The sequence below is a fragment of the Burkholderia sp. SRS-25 genome, from assembly GCF_004343765.1.
Taxonomy (GTDB): Bacteria; Pseudomonadota; Gammaproteobacteria; order Burkholderiales; family Burkholderiaceae; genus Burkholderia; species Burkholderia contaminans.
Genome location: NZ_PTXM01000006.1, coordinates 264652 through 276785 on the forward strand (window position 1 = coordinate 264652; position 12134 = coordinate 276785).

Annotated in this window: 8 protein-coding genes; 5 read left to right on the plus strand and 3 right to left on the minus strand. The window is 67.9% G+C overall.

The features are described from left to right. The first annotated feature begins 81 nt into the window (after positions 1–81). The 3 genes from dnaE to C5O79_RS09780 all read left to right on the plus strand — a co-directional run bounded on the left by dnaE (position 82) and on the right by C5O79_RS09780 (position 6368). Complete coding sequence (gene dnaE, locus C5O79_RS09770) at positions 82–3612, plus strand: DNA polymerase III subunit alpha (RefSeq protein ID WP_046544709.1); 3531 nt, start codon at positions 82–84, stop codon at positions 3610–3612. Between the two features lie 310 nt (positions 3613–3922). Next, positions 3923–5014 (plus strand): glycosyltransferase family 9 protein, encoded by a 1092-nt coding sequence (locus tag C5O79_RS09775; protein ID WP_046546269.1) that lies wholly within the window; start codon positions 3923–3925, stop codon positions 5012–5014. A 175-nt stretch (positions 5015–5189) separates the two neighbouring features. Then, complete coding sequence (locus tag C5O79_RS09780) at positions 5190–6368, plus strand: glycosyltransferase family 9 protein (RefSeq protein WP_046544710.1); 1179 nt, start codon at positions 5190–5192, stop codon at positions 6366–6368. A gap of 142 nt (positions 6369–6510) precedes the next feature. Here the strand turns inward: C5O79_RS09780 and C5O79_RS09785 are convergent, their stop codons facing one another. From C5O79_RS09785 to C5O79_RS09795, 3 genes are all read right to left on the minus strand, one after another. After that, entirely contained in the window at positions 6511–7791 is a 1281-nt protein-coding gene (locus tag C5O79_RS09785) for an O-antigen ligase family protein (protein ID WP_122474215.1), read from the minus strand. Positions 7792–7954: 163 nt separating this feature from the next. Beyond that, positions 7955–8797 (minus strand): glycosyltransferase, encoded by an 843-nt coding sequence (locus C5O79_RS09790; protein ID WP_122474214.1) that lies wholly within the window; start codon positions 8795–8797, stop codon positions 7955–7957. Between the two features lie 120 nt (positions 8798–8917). Beyond that, positions 8918–9670 carry a glycosyltransferase family 2 protein gene (locus C5O79_RS09795; RefSeq protein ID WP_046546270.1) on the minus strand — a complete coding sequence of 251 codons (753 nt, stop codon included), beginning with the start codon at positions 9668–9670 and terminating at the stop codon, positions 8918–8920. A 224-nt stretch (positions 9671–9894) separates the two neighbouring features. Between C5O79_RS09795 and msbA the strand changes: the two genes are divergently transcribed. Then, the gene (msbA, locus tag C5O79_RS09800; RefSeq protein ID WP_311766333.1) at positions 9895–11646 is read left to right on the plus strand and encodes a lipid A export permease/ATP-binding protein MsbA; all 1752 of its coding nucleotides are present in this window, start codon (positions 9895–9897) and stop codon (positions 11644–11646) included. A 94-nt stretch (positions 11647–11740) separates the two neighbouring features. Continuing rightward, positions 11741–12121, plus strand: a complete 381-nt coding sequence (locus tag C5O79_RS09805; protein WP_046544714.1) for an RcnB family protein — start codon at positions 11741–11743, stop codon at positions 12119–12121. The last annotated feature ends 13 nt before the right edge of the window (positions 12122–12134 follow it).

Sequence of the window (12134 nt, forward strand, 5' to 3'; positions counted from 1 at the left end):
GGCGGTCGCGCACATCGGCCGAACGGCCAGGGCGGGGATTTTTTGGGCAGCCTGCGCGGCGAGGCGGCTACAATAGCGCCCATGTCAGATCCCCGCTTCGTCCATCTTCGCGTTCACTCCGAATTCTCGATTGCCGACGGCATCGTGCGCATTGACGACATCGTCAAGGCTGCGGCCGCAGACGGTCAGGGCGCGCTCGCGCTCACCGATCTCGGCAACGCATTCGGCCTCGTCCGTTTCTACCAGGAAGCCCGCGGCAAGGGCATCAAGCCGATCGCCGGCTGCGACGTCTGGATCGCCAATCCGGATGATCGCGACAAGCCGTCGCGGCTGCTGCTGCTCGTCAAGGACAAGGTCGGCTACCTGAATCTGTGCGAGCTGCTGTCGAAGGCGTGGCTCACGAACCAGTATCGCGGCCGTGCAGAGCTCGACGCGAGCTGGCTCGACGGCGAGCTCTCGCGAGGGCTGCTCGCGCTTTCCGGCGCGCAGCAGGGCGATATCGGGCTCGCGCTTGCCGCGGGCAACGAAGACGCCGCGCGCCGTCACGCCGAGCGCTGGGCGAAGGTGTTCCCGGGCGGCTTCTACATCGAGCTGCAACGTTACGGCCAGCCGGGCGCCGAGGCTTACATCCAGCAGGCCGCGACGCTCGCCGCGGCGCTGAAGCTGCCGGTCGTCGCGACGCACCCGACGCAGTTCATGACCGACGACGATTTCACCGCGCACGAGGCGCGCGTGTGTATCTCGGAGGGCGACATCCTCGCGAATCCGCGGCGCCAGAAGCGTTTCACGACCGACCAGTATTTCCGTACGCAGGACGATATGGTCGCGCTGTTCGCCGACCTGCCGTCTGCTATTGCGAACACGGTCGAAATCGCGAAGCGCTGCAACCTGAAGCTCGAGCTCGGCAAGCCGAAACTGCCGCTGTTCCCGACACCGGACGGCATGTCGCTCGACGACTACCTGGTCCAGCTGTCGAAGGAAGGGCTCGAGACCCGCCTCGCGCAGCTGTATCCGGTCGAAGCCGAGCGCGACGCGCAGCGCGACACGTATTACAAGCGGCTCGAATTCGAATGCGGGACCATCACGAAGATGGGCTTTCCGGGCTACTTCCTGATCGTCGCGGACTTCATCAACTGGGCGAAGAACAACGGCGTGCCGGTCGGCCCGGGCCGCGGCTCGGGTGCCGGTTCGCTGGTCGCGTACGCGCTCGGCATTACCGACCTCGACCCGCTGCGCTACAACCTGCTGTTCGAGCGTTTCCTGAACCCGGAACGCGTGTCGATGCCCGACTTCGACATCGACTTCTGCCAGCACGGCCGCGACCGCGTGATCCAGTACGTGAAGGAGAAGTACGGCGCGGACGCCGTGTCGCAGATCGCCACGTTCGGCACGATGGCCGCGAAGGCGGCCGTGCGCGACATCGGCCGCGTGCTCGACCTCGGCTACATGTTCACCGATGGCATCGCGAAGCTGATCCCGTTCAAGCCGGGCAAGCACGTGACGATCGCCGACGCGATGAAGGAAGAGCCGCAGCTGCAGGAGCGCTACGACCACGAGGACGAAGTGCACCAGCTGCTCGATCTCGCGCAGCGCGTCGAGGGCCTCACGCGTAACGTCGGGATGCACGCGGGCGGCGTGCTGATCGCGCCCGGCAAGCTGACCGATTTCTGCCCGCTGTACACGCAGGGCGACGACGGCGGCGTGGTCAGTCAGTACGACAAGGACGATGTCGAAGCCGTCGGCCTCGTGAAGTTCGACTTTCTGGGTCTCACGACGCTGACGATCCTCGATTGGGCCGAGCGCTACATCCGCCGCCTCGATCCGTCGAAGGCCGACTGGTCGCTCGCGCAGGTGCCGCTCGACGATCCCGCGTCGTTCCAGATCCTGAAGAAGGCCAACACGGTCGCGGTGTTCCAGCTGGAAAGCCGCGGGATGCAGGGCATGCTGAAGGATGCGCAGCCCGACCGCTTCGAGGACATCATCGCGCTCGTGTCGTTGTATCGTCCGGGCCCGATGGACCTGATCCCGAGCTTCTGCGCACGGAAGCACGGCCGCGAGAAGGTCGAGTATCCGGATCCGCGCGTCGAACCCGTCCTGAAAGAGACCTACGGCATCATGGTCTATCAGGAGCAGGTGATGCAGATGGCGCAGATCATCGGCGGCTACTCGCTCGGCGGCGCGGACTTGCTGCGTCGCGCGATGGGCAAGAAGAAGCCCGAGGAGATGGCCAAGCACCGCGAGATCTTCGCCGAGGGTGCAGCGAAGAACGGCCTCACGCGCGAGAAGTCCGACGAGATCTTCGACTTGATGGAGAAGTTCGCGGGCTACGGCTTCAACAAGTCGCACGCGGCAGCCTACGCGCTGCTCGCGTATTACACCGCGTGGCTGAAGGCGCACCATCCGGCCGAATTCATGGCGGCCAACATGACGCTCGCGATGGACGACACCGACAAGGTGAAGATCCTGTTCGACGACTGCGTCGTGAACAACCTCGTCGTGCTGCCGCCGGACATCAACGCTTCGCATTACCGGTTCGAGCCGGTCGCCGAAGCCGACGGCAAGCGCTCGCGCACGATCCGCTACGGCCTCGGCGCGGTGAAGGGCAGCGGCCAGAACGCGATCGAGGAAATCCTGCGCGCCCGCGAGGAAAAGGCGTTCACCGACCTGTTCGACTTCTGCGAGCGGATCGACCGGCGTATCGTCAACCGCCGCACGGTCGAGGCGCTGATCCGTGCCGGCGCGTTCGATTCGCTGAACACGAACCGTGCGCAGCTGATCGCGTCGGTGCCGCTGGCGATGGAGGCGGCCGATCAGGCCGAGGCGAACGCGATGCAGGCCGGCCTGTTCGACATGGGCGCCGAGTCGCCGCACGCGCATGCGCTCGTCGACGAGCCCGCGTGGGACGACAAGCGCCGCCTGCAGGAAGAAAAGGGTGCGCTCGGCTTCTACCTGTCCGGCCACCTGTTCGACGCATATCGCGACGAAGTGCGCCGCTTCGTGCGGCAGAAGGTCGGCGACCTGAAGGAAGGGCGCGACAAGCTCGTGGCCGGCATCATCGCGTCGCTGCGCACGCAGATGACCCAGCGCGGCAAGATGCTGATCGCGTTACTCGACGATGGCTCGGGCCAGTGCGAGATCACGATCTTCAACGAGCAGTTCGAGGCGAACAAGGCGCTGTTCAAGGAAGACGAACTGCTGATCGTGCAGGGGCAGGCGCGCAACGATGCGTTCACGGGCGGTATTCGCTTCACTGCCGATACCGTGATGGATCTCGAGCGCGCGCGCAGCCGCTATGCGCAGGCTGTCCGGCTGACGATGAACGGCAACGCCGACGCGGCCGCATTGCGCCGCGTGCTCGAGCCGCACGTGTCGAAGGACGATCCGGCGGCGAACGTGGTTGAAGCACCGGCGCCGCGCGGCGGCGGGCGCGATGGCGGTCGTCGCCCGCAGGCGCCGCTGCCGAACGGGCTCGCGGTGCAGGTCCACTACAGCAACGCGCGGGCACAGGGTGAAATGCGCCTCGGCGACGCATGGCGCGTGAAGCCGAGCGACGTGCTGCTCGCGGAGCTGCGTGCGACGTTCGACGGCAGCGTCGTCGAAATCACGTACTGATCGCGGCTTCGCAGGACGGCTGTCGCGCCATGCGGCCCGTCGCATCGCCATCGCGCGGTGCGGCGGGCCGTTTTTGCATGTTCACGCAAACGGGGTCTTGGGCTGGCCATCCGGACGCTATACAATTCGGCGCTAGCCGCACGAACGCGGCGCTGACCGCCGCTTGCCCCGGCGGATTACGCCGGCATCGCGCACAGAAACGGGGGCGGATCCGTGCGGCGAGCGGTGACATGCGACCAGGGCGCCCCGGAACCGGATGCCGTGATATGGCCCGTCGCGACGACAAAAAACTGACAGTCTCCACATGACCATGGCCAATGTGAACCCGACGCAGCGCATCCTCGTGATCCGGATCGATTTTCTGGGCGACATGTTGTGCACAACGGCGTTTCTCCGTGCGCTGAAGGAACGCTGGCCCGGCGCGGAACTCCATGTGGTCGCGAACCGCTACAACGCGGCCGCGCTGGCCGGAAACCCGGACGTCGACACGATCCACACCTACGTCTATAGCCGTCAATGCGAGCGCAACGACCGTCCCGGGCGGATGCGCGCGTTCTTCGACCGGCTGCGGCTGGTGCGTCGCCTGCGTCGCTTGCGGTTCGACCTCGTGGTCGTGCCGAACGGCGGCATGCATCGCAGCAGCATGCAGTTCGCGCGCCAGATCGGCGCGAAGGATTGCCGCTGGCACGATGCCGAGACCGAATTCGACGATCGCAAGCCCGAGCACGTCGCCGAGCGGCCAATGTGCCACGAGGCGTTGTCGGGTTTCCGGCTCGTACCCGAACTCGGCCGCGCCGACGTCGACCGCCTAGCGTTGTCGGTTCATCCCGACCGCGCGCTGCAGGATGCGTGGTACCGGCTGCTCGGCGCGCGCACGAAGGCGCGCGTCGGGCTGTTCGTCACGAACAAGGCGCTCGAGCGCCGCTGGCCGGCCGATCGCTGGCGCGACCTCGCCGAGCGGCTCGCGCCGCATGCCGACGTGATCGTGTTCCGCGACCCGGCCGTCGGCCATGCTCCCGAGAACGATTCGTGGCGCGACGTGTGTGCGCGCCATGTTGCGCCGTCGTCGGTCGCCGAGCTGGTGGCCGCGGCAAGCCTGCTCGATGTGATCGTCTCGGCCGACAGTGCCCCCGTGCATCTCGCGTCGGCACTCGGCGTGCCCGTCGCCGCGCTGTTCGAGGACCGTCCCGAGAAATATCTGCGCTGGCATCCGCTCGGTGTACCACACGTGATCCTGCGCGCCGGCGCGACCGTCGACGCAATCGGCGTCGACGCGGTCGAGCGTGCGGTGAATCACCTGCTGCCGCAGGCCGCCCATCGCGACGAACCGTTGGCAGACGCCGTACACGCGCAGCCGGCGGCTGCCGCGGCGACGCCGGTGGTCATGGCCGTCGCTTCGTAGCGCCCCGGGCATCGCAGGCACCCCGTACGCCACCGGCGCGCGGTGTGCCTGCCGCGCCGCACCTCGCGAGCGGGGCCGCATCAGGCTAACCGCACGGCCGATTCGCCATGTCGCGCCGGCTGCTGCAAAATCCTGTAAATTGCCAGCCTTGTTCAGCCAGCCAGACACACCCGCCGTGGCCCTGTTTTCTTCTGCCCGCCCGCCCAGAACCATCCTCGTTGCAGCCCCTCGCCGTATCGGCGATGTGCTGCTGACGACGCCGCTCGTCCGTTCGCTGAAAGCCCGCTGGCCGGAAGCACAGATCGACATGCTGGTGTTTCGCGGCACCGAAGGCGTGCTCGAGCACAATCCGGACGTGCGGCGCGTGATCGTCGTTGCGCAACGCGCGGGCTTCCGCGAGCGGCTGCGCGACGCGCTGTCGATGTGGCGTCGCTACGACCTTGCGTGCGCGGCGTTGAGCTCCGACCGGCCGCGCTTCTACAGCTGGTTCGCGGGCCGCAAGCGGGTCGGCCTCGTCGATCCGAACCGCGTGACGTGGCTCACGCGGATGATGTTGAACGGGATCGCGATCAATCACCACGAATCCGCGCATACGGTCGTCAGCACGCTGGCGCTTGCCCCCGTGATCGGCATCGAGCCGGTGTCCGAGGTCGTCGCACCCGGTATCGGCGACGATCCGGCGCGGCGCGCGCGCTTCGACGCGTGGCTGGCCGAATCGCCGGCGATCCGTGCCGGCAAGCCGCTGGTCGTCCTGCATCCGTACCCGATGTTCCGTTACAAGCAATGGCGGCTCGACGGTTGGGTCGAGATGATCGGCTGGCTGCGCGAGCACGGCTTTGCGGTCGCGCTGTCGGGCGGCCCCGCAGACAGCGAGCGCGAGTATGCGGAGCAGGTCGCGGCCGAAGCGGGCGGCGATGTACTGAACCTGGTCGGCCGCCTGACGTTCGGCGAAAGCGCCGAACTCGTGCGGCGCGCACGGCTTTTCATCGGGCCCGACACCGGCGCGACGCACGTCGCGGCCGCGACCGGCACCGACACGATCGCGCTGTTCGGCCCGTCCGATCCCGTGCGCTGGGGGCCGTGGCCGCAGCACTGGCCGGCAACCGAGAATCCGTGGCCGCTGCGCGGCTCGGGGCGGCACGGGAACGTGTGGCTGCTGCAGGGAGAGGGTGATTGCGTGCCGTGCCGGCACGAAGGCTGCGAGCGCAGGGTCGACAGCCGCAGCGACTGCCTCGCCAATCTCGGTGCGCAGCGCGTGAAGGCTGCGGCGGCCGAGATGCTTGGACTGAATACGCCTGGCCCGGCCGAAGCCGTCGTCGATACGTCGCGACTGCACCGGACCTCCTCCGACTGACGCGCAGGCGACGCGCGTTTCCTGCCGGTTGCCGGCGGCTTGTTTGGCGACGAGCCTGCCGCCCGGCCCGTTTCCGTCGAAGACCGATCGTGAACGCCGCGGTGCCCGAAGCGACCGCCGGCGGAGCGTCGGCCGCTGCGCGCTACGCGCTGCGCCGGATCGCCGACGTTTCGCGCGGCAGCGCCTCGGCGCGCTCGCCGCAGCCGAGCAGGATGCCGGCCAGCAGCACGATCAGGTGCCCTTCGGCGAAATCGAGCAGCAGCGAATTGGCGAGACTGCCGATCGCGAAGATCGCGAGCCAGCCGAGCAGCAGATGCCGCGAGCGCGGATCGAGCGTGCGGCTGCCGCGCGCAATCTGCACGATCAGGTTGACGAACAGCACCAGGCCGAGCGTGCCGAGTTGCACGGCCATCAGCAGGTATTCGTTGTGCGGGTTCGACGTGAGCTGGCCTTCGGCCGCCGTCTTGCCTGCCGTGAGCTTCTCGAATTCGGATTCGAGGCCGCCCGCGCCATAGCCGATCAACGGGCGCTGGCGATACAGCTCGAGCCCCTTCTTGTACCACTCGAGGCGCAGCCCGGACGACGTGACCGCGTCGCTTTGATGGTATTGCTGCACTTCCGACGCGACCTCCGCGAGACGGCCGTTGCGCATCGTGCCGACCGCAACCACGAGGGCCACGCCGGCTAGCGCGAGCACGCCGGCGGCGAGCCCCGCGCGCAGCGCCGATTGCCGGCGCAGCAACAGCACGAAACGCAAGGCGACGACGAGGATCAGCAGCAGCGCGATGACCTGCCCGGTGCGTCCCTGCAGCATCACGAACACGTTGACGAGCGACCACGCGGCGACGCCCGCATACGCGGCGCGCGACAGCGTCGTGCGGGCCGCCAGCGCGAGATCGGCCGCCTGGTAGAACAGCAGCGCGCCGAACATGCCGGCGGCGATGTGGTTCTTGAACACCCAGGCGCGTGACAGCGGCAGATCGGTCGCGTGCGCGGGCCCGATCGCGGTCAGGCCGAGATAGTTGGTCGTCGACAGGATCAGGATCACGCACAGCGTGCCGAACCAGCAACGCCGCACGATCGGCGCCCAGTTCGAATGACGGAAGGCGAGCACGGCGAATGGCAGCAGCAGCAGCTTGTCGTACTTGGCCACCCAGTTCCACGCCTTGTTGTGCGGCGCGACCGTATAGGTGACGCTGGCGGCCAGCGCGGCCAGGATCAGCAGCGCCGCGAGCGAGGCCGGGTCGGTGACGAACGAGCGCATCTCGCGCCAGAACTCGGGAGAAATCACGAGCGCGGCGGCGAACAGCCCGCAGAACACGTTGGTCAGCGCGGTCGAGACGGGCACCATGCAGAGCGCGGCGACGGCGAATGCGCGGGCAGCGGTCAGGCGCCGCGAGGCGGGAGCGGAAAACGAAAGCATCGGAACCTGTCGAATGGACGAATGCGGCTTGCGTACGTCGTGCTGCGCGCCGCGCGCCCCGGCGGGAGATCCGGGACGAACGGCGCAGAGTATACGCGAAGCAGGGCGCGTTTCCGTGTCGTTTACGGGGCCGGATCAAACGAATCCGATTACCCGGGCGCGATCAGCTGAACGCGCGCTTGATCCGCGAGCGCAGCAGCGCGCGCTTCAGGCGTCCAACGACTGCCGGCGTGTCGAGCGCGACGCGCGTGCCGGCCGGCTCGCCGCGATGCAGGAAATAGCGGTCGAACGTCGCCTGGGTCATGCCCCATTTGTTCAGAAACTGGCGGCGGCCATCGTTCTTGACGATCTTGCCCGTGCTCTTCTGCTGGAAGTGGTAGACGAGGCTGTCGCCGACCCCGATGAAGATCCGGCAGCCGGCGTCCCAGAATTTCATCGAGAAGTCGTTGTCGCTGCTCATGCCGGGCGACAACTCGCTGCTGTAGCCGCCGATCCGGTTCCACCAGTCGCGGTGCACGAGCGTCGGCGGCCAGGTCGAGCCGAGCCAGTCCGCGCGCACGAGCTTCGGAGCCGCCGCGACGAGGCCCGCCGCGTCGAAATGTTCGACGTCGCGGCCGAAATTGCTGACCACGACGCACGGGTTGCGCGTGTCGACCGGCTCGACCATCGTGCCCGACAGCATGAAGAGGTCGGTCGGCATCTGTTCGATGCGGCGTACGAGCGCCGTGTCCCAGCCGGGGCAGCAGAACATGTCGTCGTTCATGTAGACGACGTAGTCGCGCGTGGCGCGCGCGGCGGCCCAGTTCACCGCGTGGCATATGCCGATGTTGGTCGGCGATGCGGTGTGCTCGATCCCTTCGCTGCGCACCCAGTCGAGCGTGCCGTCCGAGCCGTCGTTCACGTGCACGATGATCTGGTGGTCGTACGCTGAGTGGCGGCGCAGGCTGTCGACGACGAGCTTGAGGTACGGCAGGTTGTTCCAGGTCGGAATGATGATGGAGAACATGGCGGTCGGATTCGGTAGTCGTCGTGGCGGGCGGCGCGTGGCGCCGCCGGTCGGGCGGGCGCGCGCGGCGCGGGCAGGCCGGCATTGTAACGCCGGGCCGGCTGCATGCCGGGCGGGCGCCTAGCGTGCCCGTTCGTGGTCGAGCTTCAGGAAGCGGTAGTACACGGTTTCCGCGTTGAACACGGCGATCATGAACCCGGCGCGGCCGTCGAGAAAGCCGCGGCGCAGCACATAGGTGCGCACGAACGCCCAGGCGCCGCGCGCGAGCGCCTTGCCGAAGCCGCCGCGCTGGCCGGCGGCGCGGCGCTGGCGCGCGCCGGCCGTCGAATACGTGTCGAGCTTGCGCACGACGGTTTCGAAATCCTCGTACGAGTAGTGCATCAGCTTGCCGGACAGCCGCTGCGCGGCGCCGTCGAACACGAGGCGTTCGTGCACGAGATCGTCCGAGAAGCGCGCGGCGCCGCGCCGGAACAGGCGCGGGATCCAGTCCGGATACCAGCCGCTGTGATGGATCCACTGGCCGCAGAAGCTCGACAGACGGTCGACCGCATAGACCTGCGCGGCCGGCGCGCGGATTGTGTCGCGGATCGACTGCGCGAGTTCCGGGGTGACGACTTCGTCGGTATCGAGGGACAGGATCCAGTCGGTGTCGAGCGCATCGAGCGCGCGGTTCTTCTGCGGGCCGAAGCCCGGCCAGTCGCGCTCGACGATCACGCGTGCGCCGTGCGCCTGCGCGATCGCGACGGTATCGTCGGTGCTGCCGCCGTCGATGACGACGACGTCGTCGGCGAACGACAGCGCGGCCAGGCACTGTGCGAGCCGCGCGGACGCGTTGAGGGCGATGAGTGCGACGCCGAGGGAGGGTTCAGCCATGAAATCGTCGGAAAAGGCGGAGAAAACGGTGAGCGGCAGTATACCCGCGGCCCGGCCGCCGCCCGCATCGGCCATGACCGTGCCGGCCGGGGCGGTGCGGCTATAATGTTGAGCCCTTTTCGGCACCCGCCCGACAGGGCGACATCCCGGGCGGCCACGCCCGGGCGCCGCTTCGCGGCTCAAGAAGGATTGCCTTGGAAACCCAGAACACTCTTCGCAAACCGATGGACGGCACGGGCACCTCGCCCGTGACGGTCCTCAAGCGCCTGTGGCCGTACATCCGGCCGCTGATCGGCATCGTGGTGCTCGCCGTGATGACGATGGGCGTCGTCGCGGCCACCGAGGCCGGTATTCCGGCGCTGCTCAAGCCGCTGCTCGACCACGGCTTCGGCTCGCACGGCAGCGACCGCGCGAAATGGTACGTGCCGATGGCCGTGATCGGGCTCGCGCTCGTGCGCGGCGTGTCGCAGTACGCGTCGAATTACCTGCTCAACTACGTGTCGAACCGCATCCTGCTGCAACTGCGGCTCGAGATGTTCCAGCGGATGCTGCACACGGGCGCGTCGTTCTTCCAGCGCGAGACGGCGAGCACGGTGATCAACGCGATCGTGTTCGAGGTCAACCAGATCCTGTCGGTGCTGACCGGCGTGATGGTCACGCTCGTGCGCGATTCGCTGACAGTGATCTTCCTGCTCGGCTACCTGTTCTACCTGAACTGGCGGCTCACGCTGATCGTCGCGGTGATCCTGCCGGGCATCGGCTGGCTCGTCAGCAAGATCAACCGCCGCCTGCGCCGCCTGAACCGCGAGCACCAGACACTGACCAACGAGCTGTCGTACATCGTCGAGGAGACGGTCGGCGGCTACAAGGTCGTGAAGGTGCACAACGGCGAAGCATACGAGATGGACCGCTTCACGCAGATGAGCAAGCGCCTGCGCGGCTACGCGATGCGCATGACGATCTCCGGCGGCCTCGCGCAGCCGCTCACGCAGTTCCTCGCGTCGATCGCGCTCGCGGTCGTGATCACGATCGCGGTGGTGCAGTCGTCGAACGACCAGACGACGGTCGGCGGCTTCGTCGCGTTCGTTACGTCGATGCTGCTCGTGATCTCGCCGCTCAAGCACCTGATCGACGTCAACCAGCCGCTGCAGCGCGGGATGACGGCGGCCGAACTGATCTTCGGGCTGATCGACGAACCGGCCGAGCCGCAGGGCGGCGGCCGGTCGCTGGAACATGCGCGCGGCGACATCGAGTTCCGCAACGTGACGTTCGACTACGGTGCGGCCGAGCGGCCGACGCTCGACCGCATCTCGTTCAAGGTCGCGCCCGGTGAAATGATCGCGCTCGCGGGCCCGTCCGGCAGCGGCAAGACGACGCTCGTGAACCTGCTGCCGCGCTTCTTCGACCCGACCGACGGGGCGATCCTGGTCGACGGCGTGCCGGTGGCCGACTACGATCTCCATGCGCTGCGCGGCCAGATGGCAATGGTCAGCCAGGACGTCGTGCTGTTCAACGACACGATCGCCGCGAACGTTGCGTACGGCCAGACGCCCGACCGCGCACGCGTGCAGGCCGCGCTCGAGGCCGCGAACCTCGCCGATGCGGTCGCCGCGATGCCCGACGGGCTCGACACGCTCGTCGGCGGCAACGGGATGCGGTTGTCCGGCGGCCAGCGCCAGCGGCTCGCGATCGCGCGCGCGATCTACAAGGACGCGCCGATCCTGATCCTCGACGAAGCGACGTCGGCGCTCGACTCGGAATCGGAGCGCCACGTGCAGGCCGCGCTCGAACGGCTGATGGAAGGCCGCACGACGCTCGTGATTGCGCACCGGCTGTCGACGATCGAGCGTGCGGACCGCATCCTCGTGCTTGAGGCCGGCAAGATCGTGGAGGAGGGCAGCCACGACGAATTGCTGCGCCACGGCGGCCTCTACGCGCACCTGCACCGGATCCAGTACCAGCAGCAGGCGGCGTAACGCGCGGTCATGGGGCCCCGCGACACCGTGTGCTAGTCTTCATCGGGCAGTCCGAGTGGTTTCGTTCGACGTGACAACACGGAGGGAAGGCACGATGAAGAAGATGCACGGGATGATGCTGGCCGCGCTGATCGCGGCGGGTTTCGCCGCGCCGGCCGCGATGGCGCAGGACCATGACCACCACGACGACCAGGGCGGCCACGGCATGCAGCGCGGCCATGGCCCGAAACACATGCCGCCCGGCCAGATGCGCCATGAGGGCGACGTGCCGCCGCGCTGGGCCGACCAGCCGCGCCGCGAGTGGCACAAGGGCGACCGGCTTCCGCCCGAGTTCCGCGATCGCCAGTACGTGATCGACGACTGGCGCGGCTATCGCCTGAGCCCGCCGCCGCGCGGCTATCAATGGGTCGGCGTCGGCGGGGATCACCTGCTGGTGCAGATCGGTTCCGGCATCGTGCTGCGGATCGGTGACTGACCTGGCCGACGGC